Origin of the sequence: Streptomyces sp. NPDC102406 (genome assembly GCF_044765725.1) — a bacterium.
In the GTDB taxonomy this organism is placed as follows: Bacteria; Actinomycetota; Actinomycetes; order Streptomycetales; family Streptomycetaceae; genus Streptomyces.
The window spans coordinates 878,483-895,961 of the sequence record NZ_JBIWKP010000003.1 but is presented as its reverse complement, the minus strand read 5'-3'; the positions used below and the strand labels follow the sequence as shown (position 1 = coordinate 895,961).

The following is a 17,479-nucleotide window of genomic DNA, read 5'->3' as shown; positions in this document are numbered from 1 at the left end:
TCCGCAGTACTTTCGCAAAATAGCGCCCTTCACAGGAGGGCGGGAAGCCGAATGCCGAAAGGAGGACGTCGGATCGCGAAAGCCGGAAGGTGAACGTCAGGGGGAGAATCGTCATGTCTGCTTCCGAGTCACGAGTTTCTGGTGAGGGGCACGGGGAATTCCGTTCCTCGCGCGAGGTGCGGACCGGTCTGATCGAGGGTGCCGGATTCCGGCTCAAGCCGGTCCAGTACGCCGACATCGACGGGATCGCGGTCTTCGAGGGCGACATCGTGCTCGGCACGGTCGCGCAGGTGGAGCGCCGCACCGCCGAGTTCCGCGCCGAGTCGGAGGGAAAGCTCCCGCAGTCGGCGGTCGTGGTCGAGGGGCAAGGGGTCCGATGGCCCAACGCCGTCGTGCCGTTCGAGATCGACGCGGCCCTGCCGAACGCGCAGCGGGTCACGGACGCCATCGCGCACTGGCAGTCCCGCACCCGGATGCGGTTCGTGCAGCGCACCCCGGCCAACGCCGGGCAGTTCCCGGACTTCGTCCGGTTCGTGTCGGGCGGCGGCTGTTCGTCGTTCGTGGGCCGGCAGGGCGGGTCGCAGGACATCACCCTCGGCGGCGGCTGCACGACGGGCAACTGCATCCATGAGATCGGGCACGCGGTCGGGCTCTGGCACGAGCAGAGCCGCGAGGACCGGGACCACTTCGTGACGATCGTCTGGGCCAACATCACGGCGGGTTTCGAGCACAACTTCGACCAGCACATCAGTGACGGCGACGACGTCGGCCCGTACGACTACGGCTCGATCATGCACTACCCGCGCGACGCCTTCTCCTCGAACGGCCAGGACACCATCGTGCCGACCGTGCAGGGCGTCACCATCGGCCAGCGCACCGGCCTGAGCACGGACGACATCGCCGCCGTGCACGCGATGTACGGGCCTTCGGCGGCGTCCGGGCCTGTCGTGTCGTGGGAGTCGGACCGGCTCGACGTGTTCGGGATCGGCACCGACTCGGCCATGTTCCACAAGTGGTGGGACGGCAAGACGTGGGGGCCCGGGGTGAAGGGCTGGGAGTCCCTCGGCGGCATCTGCACGAGCCCGCCGACGACCGTCTCCTGGGCGCACGACCGGCTGGACGCCTTCGTCGTCGGCACCGACTCCGCCCTGTTCCACAAGTGGTGGAACGGGAGCTCCTGGGGTCCGAGCGTCAAGGGCTGGGAGTCCCTCGGCGGCATCTGCACGAGCCCGCCCGAGGCGGTCTCCTGGGGTCCTGACCGGCTCGATCTCTTCGTCGTCGGGACGGACTCGGCCACGTACCACAAGTGGTGGAACGGCAGTTCCTGGGGCCCGAGCGTCAAGGGCTGGGAATCCCTCGGCGGTATCTGCATGACCAAGCCGAAAGCCGTGTCATGGGGTGGCAATCGCCTTGATCTCTTCGTGGTCGGGACGGATTCCGCGCTTTACCACAAGTGGTGGGACGGGAATTCCTGGGGCCCGAGCGTCAAGGGCTGGGAATCCCTGGGCGGCATCTGCATGAGTGAGCCCGTCGCCGTTTCGTGGGGGCAGAACCGGCTGGACCTGTTCGTGGTCGGGACGGATTCCGCGCTTTACCACAAGTGGTGGGACGGGAATTCCTGGGGCCCGAGCGTCAAGGGCTGGGAATCCCTCGGCGGCATCTGTGAGCGGACGCCCGCCGCCGTGTCCTGGGGGCCCGACCGGCTCGACCTGTTCGTGGTCGGCACGGACTCGGCGCTGTTCCACAAGTGGTGGGACGGGAAGGCGTGGGGGCCGAGCGTCAAGGGCTGGGAATCCCTCGGTGGCATCTGCACGGGCTCGCCCGCGGCGGTCTCGTGGGAGCAGAACCGGCTCGACGTGTTCGTCCGGGGCACGGACTCGGCGCTGTTCCACAAGTGGTGGGACGGGAAGGCGTGGGGGCCGAGCGTCACCGGTTACGAGTCCCTCGGCGGCATCCTGACCGCCTTCACCGACTGACCGTCCCTCCGCCTCCCCGCTGCCGGGTCAGGTCCCGTGCCTGGCCCGGCTCGGCTGCACCCGCTTGGGCTCCCCCGGCATCTTCGGGTACTCGGGCGGGTACGGCAGGTCGGTGTGGCCGCGGTCCTTCTCGTCCTTGTCGGCGAGTTCGAGGAGCGCGTCCAGTGTGTAGCGCTCCTCGTCCATGTCCGCGTGCACGTCGCCGAGTTCGGCGAACCGCTTCGGCATGGTGACGATGTCGAAGTCGCCGGGTACCGCGTCGTCGAGCTCGTCCCAGGTGAGCGGGGCGGAGACGGGTGCGGCGGGGCGGGCGCGGACGGAGTAGGCGGAGGCGATGGTGCGGTCGCGGGCCGTCTGGTTGTAGTCGACGAAGATGCGCTCGCCGCGCTCCTCCTTCCACCAGGCGGTGGTGACGGCCTTCGGCATGCGGCGCTCCAGCTCCCGGCCGCAGGCGATGGCCGCGCGGCGCACCTGGGTGAAGGTCCAGCGCGGCTCGATGGGCACGAAGACGTGCAGCCCACGGCCGCCGGAGGTCTTGGGCCAGCCGCGAAGCGAGCCGAACTCCGCCAGCACGTGGCGCAGTTCGTGCGCGGCGCGGACGGCGTCGGCGTAGTCGGTGCCGGGCTGCGGGTCGAGGTCGATGCGGAGTTCGTCGGGGTGGTCGAGGTCGGCGCGGCGCACGGGCCACGGGTGGAAGGTGAGCGTGCCGTACTGCGCGGCCCACAGGACGGCGCCGACCTCGGTGGGGCACATCTCGTCGGCGGTGCGCCCGGAGGGGAAGCCGATGGTGGCGGTGGGGGTCCAGTCGGGCAGGTTCTTGGGGGCCCGCTTCTGGTAGAAGAACTCGCCGGTGATGCCCTCGGGGTAGCGCTCCAGGGTCGTGGGGCGGTCGCGCAGCGCACGCAGGATGCCGTCGCCGACGGCCAGGAAGTAGCGCGCGACGTCCAGCTTGGTGTACCCGCGCGAGCCGCCCTCGGGGAAGTACACCTTGTCGGGGCTGGACAGCCGCACCGTCCGGCCACCCGCTTCCAGTTCCACTGCCGCGCCCTTGCTGCCCATGGACCCACGCTAGGCCGAAGGGGCAAGACGCGCATACCGGGCGATGTCGCTCCCTACGGGACAGAATCGGCGTATGGATCTTCCCGTGATGCCGCCGGTCCGCCCGATGCTCGCCAAGTCCGCCGCCAAGCTCCCCGCCGGGATGCACTACGAGGCGAAGTGGGACGGCTTCCGGGCGATCGTCTTTCGCGACGGCGCGGAGATCGAGCTGGGCAGCCGCTCCACCAAGTCGCTGACCAGGTACTTTCCCGATCTGGTGGCGGCCCTCGCCGAGCGGCTTCCCCAGCGCTGCGTCCTGGACGGGGAGATCGTCGTCGCGCGCGACGGGCGGCTCGACTTCGACGCGCTCAGCGAGCGGATCCATCCGGCCGCGTCCCGCGTGCGGACCCTGGCGGAGCGCACCCCGGCATCGTTCGTGGCGTTCGACGTCCTGGCCCTCGGCGACGAGTCGCTGCTCGCCGCGCCGCTGACCGAGCGGCGGCGCCGACTGGAGGAGGCCCTCGCGGACGTCACGGCGCCGGTGCACGTGGCACCCGCGACGACCGATGCCGGGCTGGCGCGGCGCTGGTTCGACCAGTACGAGGGGGCGGGCCTGGACGGCGTCGTGGCCAAGCCCCTTGACCTGCGCTACCGGCAGGACGAACGCGCCATGATCAAGGTCAAGCACGAGCGGACGGCGGACTGCGTGGTCGCCGGGTACCGCCTGCACAAGAGCGGCCCCGTCGTCGGCTCGCTGCTGCTCGGGCTGTACGACGACGCGGGCACCCTCCAGCACGTCGGGGTCTGCGCGGCGTTCACCATGAAGCGGCGCGCCGAGCTGATCGCCGAGCTCGAACCGCTGCGCATGGACTCCGCCGAGGACCATCCGTGGGCGGCGTGGACGGACGGCGCCGCACACGAGGCGTCCCGGATGCCGGGCGCGCCCAGCCGCTGGACCGGCAAGAAGGACCTGTCGTGGGTGGCGCTGCGCCCGGAGCTGGTGGCCGAGGTGGCGTACGACCACATGGAGAACGGGACACGCTTCCGGCACACCGCGCGTTTTCGCCGCTGGCGCCCGGACCGGGAGGCCGAGAGCTGTACGTACGCGCAGTTGGCGGAGCCGATGAAGTTCGACCTGGCGGACGTCCTGCGCTGAGTGTGCGCACCGCGCGCGCCGGCGCGGGAGTTGAGGGGGGCGCCGGGCGGGTATGCAGGGGCCGTGGACAGCAACGGAATGCGTAGGCGTGGGTTCGTCGCCGGTGTGCTCGCGGTGGCCGCCGCGGCCTGCAAGCCCGGCGTGGCGCCCGACGCGAAGGACTCCGGGCCCGCGGGCGCCGCGGTGCTGGCGGTGAAGATCGACAACGTGGGGGCGGCGCGGCCCCAGACGGGGATCGAGGACGCGGACATCGTCTACGCGGAGCAGGTGGAGGGCGGGCTCAGTCGGCTGATGGCGGTCTTCGGTTCGCGGCTGCCCGACGTCGTCGGGCCGGTGCGCAGCGCGCGCGAGACCGATCTGGAGCTCCTGGGCCAGTTCCACCGGCCGACGCTCGCGTACTCGGGCGCCCAGGGCAGACTGCGGCCCCTGATCGACGCGGCGCCGCTGCGGGCGAAGCCGGCGGGCGAGGGCGGCAGGGCCTACTTCCGGGGCGGCGGGAAGCCCGCCCCGCACAACCTCTTCCTGCGGCCCGCGGCCCTGGGCGGGGTGCGGGCAGGTGCGGGCGCCGGGGCGGCGGCCGGGTTCCGGTTCGCCGCGCGGGTGCCCGCGGGCGGACGGCCCGAGACGGCGCGGACGGTGCGCTTCCCCTCGGCCCGGTTCACCTTCGACTGGTCGGCGGGGCGGCGGCGTTGGCTGGTGAGCATGGACGGGAACGCGGCGGTGACGGCGGGCGGGACGCGGCTCGCGGCGGCGACGGTCGTCGTGCAGTACGTCGACGTCCAGGCCTCCCGCTTCCACGACAAGCTGGGCAACACGTCCCCGCTGTCGCGCACCGTCGGTGCGGGGAAGGCGGTGGTGCTGCGGGACGGGCGGGCCTACGAGGCGCGGTGGGAGCGGCCGGGCGCCGCGGACGGCACCGCCTTCACGGTGGACGGGCAGCCTCTGCCGTTCGCGCCGGGACCGGTGTGGGTGGTGTTCGCGAAGAAGTAGCCTCCGGCCCTGACCGGCTCAGGCGTGCGGGGCCACCACCGGTTCGCCGGGGTTGCGCAGCCCCTCCGCCGCGTCGGCGACCCGCTGGATCAGGTCGAAGAAGACCTGCTGCTCGTCGCTGGTCAGCGGGGCCAGGAAGATCTGGTTCATCCGCGCGGTGCGCACCGTCAGCTTCTTGTGCGTGCGCAGACCCTCGGGGGTCAGCCGCAGCAGCCAGCGGCGGCCGTCGTCGGGGTCCCTGGCCTTGTCGACCAGGTCGCGCCGGGTGAGGCGGCTGATCACCTCGGCGATGGTGGACCGGTCGAGGCCGACGCGCTCGCCGACCGTGCGCTGGTCGAGGCCCGGCTCGGCCACGAGGGTGTTGAGGACCGCGAACTGCGGCGACGTGATCTCCTCGGAGACCATGGTGTTCCACAGCAGGTAGTGCGCCTGCTGGAGTCGCCGGGCGAGGTGCCCGGGATGGGTGGTCAGATCCACCGCGGCCATCACGGTCCTCCGGTCTGTGTACGCAGGTGTTACGTAGGTGTACTGAGCGATATTAGACCCTTGACGACCCGGTTGACTGGTGGCAACGTGAAGGCCGCTCAACAAATGCTCAGTGCGCTGAGCAATTCCTAGAGACGGGTCCCGGACACATGGACAAGGTGGTCGCCACGGCCGCGCAGGCGGTCGCCGACGTGGGGGACGGCGCGTCCCTCGCGGTCGGCGGCTTCGGACTCAGCGGTGTGCCGAACGTACTGATCGAGGCGTTGTACGCGCAGGGGACCACCGGCCTGTCCGTGGTGTCGAACAACTGCGGCGCCCTGGAGTCGGGGCTCGCGGTCCTGCTCTCCGCGGGCCGCATCGCCCGGGTCACCGGCTCGTACATCGGGGCGAACAAGGAGTTCGCCCGGCAGTACCTGGCCGGTGAGATCGAGGTCGAGATGATCCCGCAGGGCACGCTCGCCGAGCGGCTGCGGGCCGGTGGCGCCGGCATCCCCGCGTTCTACACCCCGGCCGGTGTGGGCACTCAGGTCGCGGACGGCGGGCTGCCGTGGCGCTACGACGGCTCCGGTGGGGTCGCGAAGGCGTCGCCGCCCAAGGAGGTCCGGGAGTTCGACGGTGTCGAGTACGTCCTGGAGCGCGCTATCCGCACCGACTTCGCCCTGGTCAGGGCCGCCAGGGGCGACCGGCACGGGAACCTGGTGTTCAACAAGTCGGCCCGGAACTTCAACCCCCTCGCGGCGACGGCCGGAAGGATCACCGTCGCCGAGGTGGAGGAGCTGGTGGAGCCCGGCGAGATCGAGCCGGACCAGGTGCACCTGCCGGGCGTCTTCGTGCAGCGCGTCGTCGCCCTCACCCCCGAGCAGGCCGCCCACAAGCAGATCGAGAAGCGGACGGTGAGCTCCTGATGTCCTGGACCCGCGAGGAGATGGCCGCACGCGCGGCGCGTGAGCTGCGCGACGGCCAGTACGTCAACCTCGGCATCGGCCTGCCGACGCTGATCCCCAACTACCTCCCCCGCGACGTGGAGGTGATCCTGGAGTCGGAGAACGGCATCCTGGGCACCGGCCCGTACCCGGCGGAGGAGGCCGTCGACCCGGATCTGATCAACGCGGGCAAGGAGACGGTGACCGTCCTGCCCGGCGCCGCGTTCTTCGACTCGGCGCTCTCCTTCGGGATGATCCGCGGCGGCCACATCGACGTCGCCGTCCTCGGCGCCATGCAGGTCTCCGCCCGCGGCGACCTCGCCAACTGGGCGGTGCCCGGCAAGATGATCACGGGGATCGGCGGTGCCATGGACCTCGTCCACGGCGCCCGGACCGTCCTCGTCACCATGACCCACACCGCGAAGGACGGCTCGCCGAAGCTGGTCGAGGAGTGCGATCTGCCGCTGACCGGAAAGGGCTGCGTCGACCGGGTCATCACCGACCTCGCGGTCCTCGACATCACCGAACAGGGCCTGGAGCTCGTCGAGTTGGCGCCCGGTGTCGAGGTCGGGGAACTGATCGCCAAGACCGCGGCGAAGGTCCGCATCCCGGAGGCCGGACGATGACCCAGGTCAGGGACGTCTACATCGTCGACGCCGTACGCACCCCGGTCGGCCGCTACGGCGGCGCGCTCGCCGCCGTCCGCCCGGACGACCTCGCCGCGCACGCCATCCGCGCACTCATGGCCCGCACCCCCGGGCTCGACCCCGCGCGGGTGGACGACGTCTACTTCGGCAACGCCAACGGCGCGGGCGAGGAGAACCGCAACGTGGCCCGCATGGCCGCTCTCCTCGCGGGCCTGCCGACCTCCGTGCCCGGCGTGACCGTGAACCGGCTGTGCGCCTCCGGCCTCGAAGCCGTCGTCCAGGCGGCCCGCGCCGTCGCGCTCGGCGACGCCTCCGTGGCGGTGGCGGGCGGCGTCGAGTCCATGACCCGCGCCCCCTATGTGCTGCCCAAGAACGACAGGCCCTTCCCCGCCGCGCACACCGAGCTGTACTCCACCACCCTGGGCTGGCGCATGGTCAACCCGCGGATGGAGCCGCAGTGGACGGTGCCGCTCGGCGAATCGGCCGAGCTGATCGCCGACAAGCACGGCATCACGCGCGAGCAGCAGGACGCGTACGCCCTGGACAGCCACCGCAAGGCCGCCGCCGCCCAGAAGGACGGGCTGTTCGACGCGGAGATCGTGCCGGTCACGATCCCGCGGCGCAAGGGCGGCCCGCTCGTCGTCGACACCGACGAGAGTGTGCGCCCCACGGCGTCCCTGGAGGCGATGGCCCAGCTCAAGCCCTCGTTCAGGACGGACGGCGGCACGGTGACCGCGGGGAACGCCTCGCCGCTCAACGACGGCGCCGCCGCGCTGCTCCTCGTCGACGAGGAGGGCCTGAGGGCCACGGGCCGTGAACCGCTCGCCCGGATCTCCGCCTCCGGCGTCTGCGCGCTCGACCCGCACTACTTCGGGCTCGCGCCCGTCGAGGCCGTCCACCGGGCCCTCGCCAAGGCAGGCAGGGGATTTGACGATCTGTCGACTCTGGAGCTGAACGAGGCGTTCGCCGCCCAGGTCCTCGGCTGCGTCGCCGAATGGCCCGAGTTCGACCCGGCCGTCCTCAACCCGCAGGGCGGTGCCATCGCCCTCGGCCACCCGCTCGGCGCGTCCGGCGCCCGGCTCGCCGGCACCGTCGCGCACCAACTCGCCCGCAAGGGCTCCGGCGTCGGCGTCGCCACGCTCTGCATCGGCGTGGGCCAGGGCCTCGCCCTCGTCCTGGAACGATAGGGAAACGGTAGAAGGACCATGACTCTCACCCAGCACGACATCGACGCGGAGATGGCCGCCGCGCGCGCCGCGTACGAGAAGCGGCTCGCCGACGGCGCGCCCGCCGAGCACCACCCGCGCCGCGACTACGCGCCCTACCGCTCGTCCGTCCTGCGCCACCCCAAGCAGCCGCCGGTCAACATCGACGTGACCAAGGACCCGGAGCTGGTGGAGCTGGCCTCGCCCGCCTTCGGCGAGCGGGACATCACCGAGGTCGACAACGACCTCACCAGGCAGCACGTCGGTGAGCCCCTCGGCGAGCGGATCACCGTCTCCGGCCGCCTCCTCGACCGCGCCGGGCGCCCGGTGCGCGGCCAGCTCATCGAGATATGGCAGGCCAACGCGGCGGGCCGCTACGCGCACCGGCGCGAGCAGCACGACGCCCCGCTGGACCCCAACTTCACCGGGGTGGGGCGGACGCTGACCGACGCCGAGGGCCGCTACCGCTTCACCACGATCCAGCCGGGCCCCTACCCGTGGGGCCAGCACGTCAACGCCTGGCGCCCCGCGCACATCCACTTCTCGATGTTCGGCTCGGCGTTCACCCAGCGCCTGGTGACGCAGATGTACTTCCCCGCCGACCCGCTGTTCCCGTACGACCCGATCATCCAGTCCGTCACCGACGACGCCGCCCGGCAGCGGCTGGTCGCGACCTACGACCACAGCCTGTCCGTGCCTGAGTTCTCGATGGGCTACCACTGGGACATCGTGCTCGACGGGCCGTCCGCCACCTGGCTCGAAGAAGGGCGCTGACCAGCCATGACGAAGATCGACACGAGCAGCCCCGAGAGCGTGCTGCCCACCCCGTCGCACACGGTCGGGCCGTTCTACGGGTACGCGCTGCCGTTCCCCGGCGGCGGTGACATCGCGCCCGTCGGCCACCCGGACACCGTCACCGTGCGCGGGTACGTGTACGACGGCGCGGGCAACCCGGTCCCCGACGCGTTCGTCGAGGTGTGGGGCGCCGGTCCCGACGGCGCGATCCCACGGGTCGACGGTTCCATCCGGCGCGATCCGGCGAACGGCGGCTATCTCGGCCGCAACGGCGTGGAGTTCACCGGCTGGGGCCGCGTCCAGACCGACGCGAACGGCCATTGGTACGTGCGCACGCTACGGCCCGGCGCGCGCGGGGCGGCGGCGCCGTACCTCAGTCTCTGCGTGTTCGCGCGCGGCCTGCTCGTCCATCTCTTCACCCGGATCTACCTGCCCGGCGACGACGCGGCCCTCGCCGCGGACCCGCTCCTGTCGGAGCTGGCGCCCGCGCGCCGCGACACGCTGGTCGCACGGGAGGAGCCGGGCGGCACGTACCGTTTCGACATCCGCCTTCAGGGCGAGGGCGAGACGGTCTTCCTGGAGTACACGTGAGTCTGTTCGACCCCGGCAGTGCGGACGCGCCCACCGAGCGCACCACGTCCGAAGAGGCCTTCCTCCAGGCCCTGTTGGACGCGGAGGCGGGCCTGACCCGGGCCCAGGCGGCGCTCGGGCTCGCCCCCGCCGCCGCGGCCGACGCCGTGACGGCCGCGGCGGACGCGGGGTCCTTCGACGTGAGGAACCTCGCCCGGCGGGCCCGCGCCGGCGGCAATCCGGTGATCCCGCTGGTCGCCGACCTGACAGCGGCCGTATCCCCGGAGCACCAGCCGTACGTCCACCGGGGCGCGACCAGTCAGGACATCCTGGACTCGGCGCTGATGCTGATGGCGGCGCGCACACTGGACGCGACCCTTGCCGAACTTGCGCGCATCGAGAGCGAGTTGGCGCGGATCGCCGCCGCACACCGGGACACCGTGCTGCCCGGGCGCACGCTCACGCAGCACGCGGTGCCGACGACGTTCGGCCTGAAGGCGGCCGGCTGGCGCGCGCTCGTGCTCGACGCGCGCGACCGTCTGCGGGCCGTCCGGGAAACGCTGCCCGCGCAACTGGGCGGCGCGGCCGGGACGCTGGCGGCCTTCGAGGCGTACGGGGCGAGCGACCCCTTGGCGCTGGCGGCGGCGTACGCGCGGGAACTCGGCCTGGCCGAACCCGCGTTGCCGTGGCACGTGCTGCGGACACCGGTGGCGGATCTGGCGGGGGCGTCGGCGTTCACGGCCGGGGCGCTCGGCAAGCTCGCCACCGACGTGCTGACGCTCTCCCGGACCGAGATCGGCGAGGTGGCGGAGGGCGCGGGCGGCGGCTCGTCCGCCATGCCGCACAAGGCCAATCCGGTGCGGGCCACGCTCATCGACGCGGCGGCCCGTCGCGCGCCCGGACTCGCGGCGACGCTGTACGGGTCGATGTGCGCGCAGGACGAGCGGCCCGCCGGGGCCTGGCACGCCGAATGGACCACGCTGCGGGAGCTGCTGCGGCTGGTCGGCGGCGCGGCCAGGGACGCCGCGGAGCTGACCGGAGGCCTGGTGGTGCGCGCCGACGTGATGCGCGAGCACCTGGCGCTGACCGGCGGGGCGATCGTCTCGGAGCGGCTGTCGGCGGAGCTGGCCGGAGTGCTCGGGCGCGCCCGCGCCAAGGAACTGCTCGGCTCGGCGACGCGCCGCGCGCTCTCCGAGGGCCGCTCGCCGGCCGACGTCCTGTCCGAGGAACCGGAACTGAAGAACACCGACCTGATCGACCTGTCCGACCTGACGGACCCGGAGCGGTACACGGGTGCGGCCGGGGCCCTGACGGACCGGGCCCTCGCCCGCCGGTAGCGCCTCCTCCCGACCCGGCCACCACGGCACCTGCCCCTCCCCCTTGCGACCGTCACCCCCAGGAGCCCTCATGACCTCCTCCTCGCCCCTCCTCCACCACCGCGTCGAGGGGTCCCCGTCCGCTCCCCCGCTGCTGCTCGGGCCCTCCCTCGGCACCTCGATGGCCCTGTGGGACCAGGTCGCTCCCGAGGTGTCGAGCGCGCACCGGGTCGTGCGCTGGGACCTGCCGGGGCACGGGGGCTCCGCGCCGGAACTGATCGCCGAGGGGGCCACCGTGGCGGACCTCGCCGCGCTGGTCCTCGACCTCGCCGACGCGCTCGGCATCGAACGGTTCGCGTACGCGGGGGTGTCCTTGGGCGGCGCCGTCGGCCTGCATCTGGCCGTGCACCACCCGGAGCGGATCGACCGCCTCGCCGTCCTGTGCTCCTCCGCCCACTTCGGCGGCGACCGGCCGTGGCGGGAGCGGGCCGCGCGCGTGCGCGAGGAAGGGACGGGGGGTGTCGCGGATTCGGCGCCCACCCGCTGGTTCACACCCGGCTTCACCGTGCCGCGGCTGGTCCGGGACCACCGGGCGGCCGACGCGGGGGCGTACGCCGCGTGCTGCGACGCGCTCGCCGCCTTCGACCTGCGCGACCGCCTCGGCGAGATCACCGCGCCCACCCTCCTGGTCGCCGGACGCGACGACCCCGCGACACCGCCCGCGCATCTGCGGGAGATCGCCGACGCCGTGCCGGGCGCCGAACTCGTCGAACTGGCCGGCGCCTCCCACCTGGCCGTCGCCGAACGGCCGGAGGCGGTGCTCGCACTGCTGCGGACCCACCTCGGGCAGGGCGCCCGGCGCGGCATGGAGGTGCGGCGGCAGGTGCTCGGCGACGCGCACGTGGACCGGGCGCAGGAGCGGCAGACACCGTTCACCGCCCGGTTCCAGGACTTCATCTCCCGGTACGCGTGGGGCGAGATCTGGACCGACCCGACCCTGTCCCGGCGCGAGCGCAGCATGGTGACGCTCACCGCGCTCGTCGCCCACGGCCACCTCGACGAACTGGCCATGCACGTACGGGCGGCCCGCCGCAACGGCCTGACCCCCGACGAGATCGGCGCGGTGCTGCACCAGTGCGCCGTGTACGTGGGCGTGCCCGCCGCCAACTCCGCGTTCGCCGTCGCGCAGCGCGTCCTCGCCGAGGAGGACCAGGCCCGGTGAGGGGCTAACGCAGGCCGCGCCCCGTGTCCAGGACCTCCCTGGCGCGCGCCGCGAGGCCGTCGGCGCCGCAGGCGCGGGCCAGGGTGAGGCCGCGGTTGAGCTCGGAGATCGAGCGGGCCGCCATGCCGTACTCGACGCGGGCGAGGGCGTGTTCGTACGCGCAGGGCGACGCTTCGAGGTAGGTGACCGCCTTCGCGTACAGGGTGAGCTGCTTCTGGCCGGTCTCCAGGGCGGCCGCGCAGCGCAGTGCCTCACCGATCGCCGTGTCCGTGCCGAAGCGCTCGGCCTGGACGCGGGCTTCGGCGACGAGTTCGGCCGCGCGGCGCGGGTCGGTGGGGGCGAGGGCGCGGGCCAGGTCGCAGGCCCACGGCGCCATGATCGTGTTGTGCCCGCCGCGGGCCGTGGCGGCCTTGGCGGCGGTCTCCAGCTCGTTGATCCCCTCCTCGACGCGGCCGGTCGCCAGAAGCAGACGGCCGCGGACCGAGTGGGCGTCGGGCAGCACGATCGTGGAGGGGTAGGGCGGGCCGAACGCGTACCGGTCGGCGATCGTCTCCGCCTCCTCGGCCTTGCCGCGGGCGAGCAGCGTCTCGATGAGCATGCAGGCCGCGTCCCAGTGCATGGGCAGTCCGTGTCCGACGCGGTCGGCGAGGCGCAGCGACTCACGCAGGAACGCCTCGGCGTCGGTGAGCCGCCCGCGCCTGCGGTGCACGTAGCCGACGAAGGCGTGGGCGATGGCGAGGTGGCCGCCGCTCCAGCCGGCCGTCTCGTACTCGCGGACCGCCCCGGCGAACAGGGACTCGGCGCGGTCGAGCCGGTCGGCGAAGAGGTAGGCGCTGCCGAGCATGGCCAGCACCTCGAAGCCCCACTCGGGGTCGCGCCAGCCGAGCCCGGGCGCGAGGCGGCCGTTGACCAGGGCGCGGTCGCAGCGCTCGACGACCTCCTCCGCGTTCTCCCCGCGGGCCATCGCGTCGAACGCCCGCAGGATCAGCAGGACCCGCTCGGGATTGTCCCGGCCGGTGAGCTGGTCGGCGATCGCCGCCAGGTTGCGGGAGCGGCCCGGGGAGTCCTCCTCGCCCGCGTGGATGCCCTCCCACATGAAGTGGACGGCTTGCAGGCGCAGCCGGGCGGGGCCGGGGTCGAGGAGGTCGGCCTCGGAGTCGATGAGGCGCAGCGCCTCCTCCAGTTGGTCGTTGTGGACGAGCGCCTGAGAGAGCCGGCACACCGCGTCGACGCGCAGGTCGCCGACGAGTCCGGGCGTCGTGTCGAGCGCGGCGTCCAGGTGCTTGATGGTGGTGGCGGGCGAGGTGAGCAGTGTGGCGCAGCCCAGCTCGTAGAGGAGCTGCGGGCGGATGTCGGGCAGCGGCGGTTCCTGGAGGGCGCGCTCCAGGCAGCGCCGGGCGGCGTCGGGCGCGCCGACGGCCAGGTGTTCGCGGGCGGCGGCGCGCATCTGCTCGACGAGTTCCGGATCGTCGTCCGGGTGCACCTCCAGGAGGTGCCGGGAGGCGGCGGCCGGGCCGTGTCCCGACGCGGTGACGGCCCAGGCGGCCTGGCCGTGCATGGCGGTGCGGGTGGCCGGCGGGATCGCGTCGTAGACGGCGGAGGCGATCAGCGGGTGGACGAACTCCAGGGCGGTCTCGGCGCCGTAGCCGCCGTCGGTGAGGATGCGGGCGGCGCGCAGTCGCTCGGCGCAGCGGCCGGCCTGCTCGGGGTTGAGTCCGGCGAGCAGCGCGGCGAGTCCGGGGTCGATCCGGGTGCCGAGGATGGCGGCGGCCCAGGCGAACCTGGTCGCCTCGCTGCCGAGTCCTTCGAGGCGGGCGACGAGGCCGCGGCCGCGCGCCGACTTGTTCAGTGCGCGCAGTTCGGCGGCCGATTCCTCCTCGGGGCTCAGGTCGCTGTCCTGCACCTTGGCGAGCAACTCGACGGTCTCGTAGGGGTTTCCGCCGGTGACCGCCCACACCTCGCGGCAGAACGGGTCGTCGGCGTGCTCGCCGAGCGTGGCGCGGGTCAGGCCCGCGGTGGCGTCGGGGGTGAGGGCGCGCAGCCGGGCGGTGCCGGGCCTGGCGGCGGCGGCGACGGCCTCCAGGCAGACGGCGGCGGCCTCCTGCTCGGGGTCGCGCTGTGCCACGACGACGAGCACCGGCAGGTCGTCGAGGCGTTCGGCGAACGCGGCCAGCCACTCCAGGGTCTCCAGGTCGGCCCAGTGCGCGTCGTCGATGAGGATGACCAACGGCCAGTGCAGGCGGGCCAGTCGGGACACGGCGGCGACGAGTCCGTCGCGCACGCCCTGCGGGTCGGCCTGGCGTCCGGTGGGCTCGGATATGCCGAGTGCGGGGCCCGCGATGTCGTACCAGTCGCCGAAGTACTCGCGGGTCTCCTCCTCGGAGAGGGCGAGCAGGGCGGGGTGCAGGAGTTGGCGTACGACGTTGAAGGGGACGGAGGTGACGGTCTCGCCGCCGCGCGCGGACCACACGGTGGCGCGGCCCGACGCGATCTCGCGCACCCGGCCGAGCAGGGCGGTCTTGCCGATGCCCGCCTCGCCCTTGTACACGACGAGACTCCCCGACGAGGCGGCGTCGCCGCACAGGTCGTCCAACGCCCGCAGGGACACGTCGAGTTCGGACTCGCGCTCCCACAGCGGCGGGCCGGCGGAGGCGGCGTCGGTGTGCCGTCCCTGAGTCATCCCGCACCCTCCCGGTGTCGTTCTCCTCGGTCCATCGATGTGCTGGTCACGAGAGTAGTGCGCCGGTGCGCGCCGTGGTGGCGGCTCCCGGGAGCCGGTCACAATCGGCCGCGCCACGAGGGTCACCGGCCAGAGGTGGGCGCGTGGGGCATGGTTGCGTAACGAATCCGACCGCAATGCGGACCCTCTCATGTCCTTTTCAGGCACGCCTCATACTGTTCCGTTCATGACGTCGCAGACTCCCGCAGGCTGGTACCCCGACCCCGGTCAGGTCCCCGACGGCCCGCGCACCGAACGCTGGTGGGACGGCAGCCGCTGGACGGACCAGACCCGGCCCGCCACGACCCCGCCGCCGCAGCCGGCACAGCAGCCGACCACTTCCGGGACGGTTCCGCCGTACCCCGCCCACCCGGGATATCCCGGCTATCCGACCGCGTTGCCGCCGAAGCCGCGCAACCGCGCCAGGATCGCGGTCGCGGCCGGTGTCGCGGTGGTGGTGCTCGCCGGGGTCGCCGGTGGTGTCTACGCGCTGACGACGGACGGCGGCGACGGCAGGAGCGACACCGTGGGCGCCGAGTCGCGGCGGCCCGAGGACCGGCAGCGGTCCGACGGGCCGGGCGGCGGGTCCGCCTCGCCCGAGGCCCCGGACTCGGCGCGGCCCCCGCTCGACGAGGGCTTCGCCACCGACGTGGTGAACGGGGTGGCGCTGCCGGTCCTCGACGGCTGGACGGGCTCGGACGGCGCGGGCATCGCCGGGGTGCAGACCGGGCCGTACAAGTGCCCCGACGACGTGGAGCAGACCTGTGTGAAGGGCGGCGCCTCCACCTCGTCGGCGAAGCGGCTCAAGCTCGACGCGACGACCGCGGAGGCGGCGGCGAAGGAGGACATCCTCAAGAACGCGAAGGCGTCCTACGGCGGCAAGGTCTACGGCGGCATCCTCCAGCACGACGAGTTGCTGTCGGAGAAGGTCACGGTGGCCGGGCAGCCGGGCTACCGGGTCCGCTGGAACGTGGACACCAAGTCGCGGATCGACGCCTGGGTGGAGTCGGTCGTGTTCCCCTCGCCGTCCGACGCCAAGACGCTCGTCGTCATACGGATCGGGGTCGACATCCCGCAGACCGCGAAGGAGAAGGCCGCGGGGCCGGACAACACCGCGATCGACAAGCTCGTCAAGGGCGTCAAGAAGGCCTCGGTCACCGGCGGCTCCGGCAACGGCCAGGACGTCTGAGCCATGGCGGGGCGGCCCGAGGTGGAGGTGGCCGTCGTCGGCGCGGGCTTGATGGGCGCGGCGACGGCCTGGGCGGCGACCCGCGAGGGCCTGGACGTGACGCTCCTCGAACGCTACGAGGTGGGGCATGCGCGGGGCAGTTCGCACGGCAGCGCCCGGATCGTGCGGCGCGCCTACGCCGACCGGCTCTACGTGCGGATGACCGGCGAGGCGCTGCGGCTGTGGCGGGAGCTGGAGGACGACGCGGGGACGCGGCTGCTGCGCATGACGGGCGCCGCCGACCAGGGCGTCGTACGCGCGCCCGAGCGGATCGCCGCGGTCCTCGCGGACCAGGGGGTGCCGCACGAGGTGATCCCCGCGACGGAGGCGGAACGCCGGTGGTCCGGGCTCCGGTTCGAGGGTCCGGTGCTGTACCACCCGGACGCGGGGACGGTCGACGCCGCCGCGGCGGTGAGCGCGTTCGTCGAGCGGGCTCGCGCGCGCGGCGCCGAGGTGCGTGAGCGCACGCCGGTACGCCGGATCGAGGTGCTCGGACCGGAAGCGGTCCGGCTCGTGACGGACGGCGGTTCCGTGACGGCGCGCCGTGCCGTGGTGGCCGCGGGGGCGTGGGCGGGCGAGCTGCTGGGCGGTCTGGTGCCGCTGCCGGAACTGACGGTCACGCAGCAGCAGATCTTTCACTTCCCGCCGCGGGACCGGTCGGTGACCGATGGCTGGCCGGTCCTCGTGCACGACGCGAAGCTGCTGGTGTACGGGCTGCCGGGCGGCGCCGACGGCGGCCCGCGGGGCGGCTGGAAGCTCGCCGAGCACGACGCGGGACGGCGGACGACGGCGCGGACCCGGGACGGTGTCGTGGATCCGGCGGCCCGTGAGCGGATCACCGCGTACGTACGCGACTGGCTGCCGGGCCTCGTCCCGGAGCCCTTCAACGAGGCGACCTGTCTGTACACCTCCGCCCCGCGGGACGACTTCGTGCTCGATCGGCGCGGGCCGCTGGTGGTGTGCTCGCCGTGCTCGGGCCACGGAGCCAAGTTCGCGCCGCTGATCGGGGCGTGGACGGCCGCGCTGGCGACGGGCGGCGCGGCACCGGTCGACCGGTTCCGGCTGCCCTCGACCCCGGCCTGAGACATCCGCCCGGAGACACACACAGGGCCGGGCGGTTCCTCTCCGCTCAAGAGGAACCGCCCGGCCCGGGGGTGCGCGCCGCCCCCGTCCCCACGGTGCGGCGCGGGCAGACCACCGGTCGGTCA

The 17,479-nt window shown here is 73.2% G+C and carries 15 protein-coding genes; 12 read left to right on the top strand and 3 right to left on the bottom strand.

From position 1 onward, the window contains the following. Nucleotides 1-113: 113 nt before the first annotated feature. Complete coding sequence (legP, locus tag ACIRF8_RS17850; protein WP_404215819.1) at nt 114-1,976, top strand: Dot/Icm T4SS effector Zinc-dependent metalloprotease LegP; 1,863 nt, start codon at nt 114-116, stop codon at nt 1,974-1,976. A gap of 27 nt (nt 1,977-2,003) precedes the next feature. Here legP and ligD read toward each other — a convergent pair whose 3' ends face one another. After that, nucleotides 2,004-3,035, bottom strand: a complete 1,032-nt coding sequence (ligD, locus tag ACIRF8_RS17845) for a non-homologous end-joining DNA ligase (RefSeq protein WP_404215817.1) — start codon at nt 3,033-3,035, stop codon at nt 2,004-2,006. A gap of 73 nt (nt 3,036-3,108) precedes the next feature. On the opposite strand from ligD, the gene ACIRF8_RS17840 reads away from it, so the two are divergent. Together ACIRF8_RS17840 and ACIRF8_RS17835 are read left to right on the top strand one after the other, a co-directional pair. Further along, the gene (locus tag ACIRF8_RS17840) at nt 3,109-4,170 is read left to right on the top strand and encodes an ATP-dependent DNA ligase (protein ID WP_404215815.1); all 1,062 of its coding nucleotides are present in this window, start codon (nt 3,109-3,111) and stop codon (nt 4,168-4,170) included. A 78-nt stretch (nt 4,171-4,248) separates the two neighbouring features. Continuing rightward, the gene (locus ACIRF8_RS17835) at nt 4,249-5,160 is read left to right on the top strand and encodes a DUF3048 domain-containing protein (protein ID WP_404215931.1); all 912 of its coding nucleotides are present in this window, start codon (nt 4,249-4,251) and stop codon (nt 5,158-5,160) included. An 18-nt stretch (nt 5,161-5,178) separates the two neighbouring features. Here ACIRF8_RS17835 and ACIRF8_RS17830 read toward each other — a convergent pair whose 3' ends face one another. Beyond that, a complete protein-coding gene (locus ACIRF8_RS17830) occupies nt 5,179-5,646 on the bottom strand; it encodes a MarR family winged helix-turn-helix transcriptional regulator (protein ID WP_404215813.1) in 468 nt (155 codons plus the stop codon). Between the two features lie 149 nt (nt 5,647-5,795). On the opposite strand from ACIRF8_RS17830, the gene ACIRF8_RS17825 reads away from it, so the two are divergent. The 7 genes from ACIRF8_RS17825 (at nt 5,796) to pcaD (ending at nt 12,324) form a co-directional block, all read left to right on the top strand. Further along, the gene (locus ACIRF8_RS17825; RefSeq protein WP_404215811.1) at nt 5,796-6,551 is read left to right on the top strand and encodes a CoA transferase subunit A; all 756 of its coding nucleotides are present in this window, start codon (nt 5,796-5,798) and stop codon (nt 6,549-6,551) included. Next, the gene (locus ACIRF8_RS17820; protein ID WP_404215809.1) at nt 6,551-7,195 is read left to right on the top strand and encodes a CoA transferase subunit B; all 645 of its coding nucleotides are present in this window, start codon (nt 6,551-6,553) and stop codon (nt 7,193-7,195) included. Before ACIRF8_RS17825 ends, ACIRF8_RS17820 begins: the two co-directional genes overlap by 1 nt. Beyond that, entirely contained in the window at nt 7,192-8,403 is a 1,212-nt protein-coding gene (locus ACIRF8_RS17815; protein ID WP_404215807.1) for a thiolase family protein, read from the top strand. Before ACIRF8_RS17820 ends, ACIRF8_RS17815 begins: the two co-directional genes overlap by 4 nt. Nucleotides 8,404-8,421: 18 nt before the next feature. Further along, nucleotides 8,422-9,195, top strand: a complete 774-nt coding sequence (pcaH, locus tag ACIRF8_RS17810) for a protocatechuate 3,4-dioxygenase subunit beta (RefSeq protein ID WP_404215805.1) — start codon at nt 8,422-8,424, stop codon at nt 9,193-9,195. Between the two features lie 6 nt (nt 9,196-9,201). After that, the gene (gene pcaG / locus ACIRF8_RS17805) at nt 9,202-9,807 is read left to right on the top strand and encodes a protocatechuate 3,4-dioxygenase subunit alpha (protein ID WP_404215803.1); all 606 of its coding nucleotides are present in this window, start codon (nt 9,202-9,204) and stop codon (nt 9,805-9,807) included. Then, on the top strand, nt 9,804-11,123 hold the full coding sequence (pcaB, locus tag ACIRF8_RS17800; RefSeq protein WP_404215801.1) for a 3-carboxy-cis,cis-muconate cycloisomerase: 1,320 nt from the start codon (nt 9,804-9,806) through the stop codon (nt 11,121-11,123). Before pcaG ends, pcaB begins: the two co-directional genes overlap by 4 nt. Nucleotides 11,124-11,193: 70 nt before the next feature. Further along, nucleotides 11,194-12,324, top strand: coding sequence for a 3-oxoadipate enol-lactonase (gene pcaD / locus ACIRF8_RS17795; protein ID WP_404215799.1), 1,131 nt, complete (start codon nt 11,194-11,196; stop codon nt 12,322-12,324). A gap of 4 nt (nt 12,325-12,328) precedes the next feature. On the opposite strand, the gene ACIRF8_RS17790 is transcribed toward pcaD, so the two are convergent. Then, nucleotides 12,329-15,004, bottom strand: a complete 2,676-nt coding sequence (locus ACIRF8_RS17790; RefSeq protein WP_404215797.1) for an ATP-binding protein — start codon at nt 15,002-15,004, stop codon at nt 12,329-12,331. Between the two features lie 226 nt (nt 15,005-15,230). Between ACIRF8_RS17790 and ACIRF8_RS17785 the strand changes: the two genes are divergently transcribed. Both ACIRF8_RS17785 and ACIRF8_RS17780 read left to right on the top strand, forming a co-directional pair. After that, nucleotides 15,231-16,232: a DUF2510 domain-containing protein gene (locus ACIRF8_RS17785; RefSeq protein ID WP_404215795.1), complete on the top strand. Its 1,002-nt coding sequence runs from the start codon at nt 15,231-15,233 to the stop codon at nt 16,230-16,232. Nucleotides 16,233-16,235: 3 nt separating this feature from the next. Next, nucleotides 16,236-17,354, top strand: a complete 1,119-nt coding sequence (locus ACIRF8_RS17780) for an FAD-dependent oxidoreductase (protein WP_404215793.1) — start codon at nt 16,236-16,238, stop codon at nt 17,352-17,354. The last annotated feature ends 125 nt before the right edge of the window (nt 17,355-17,479 follow it).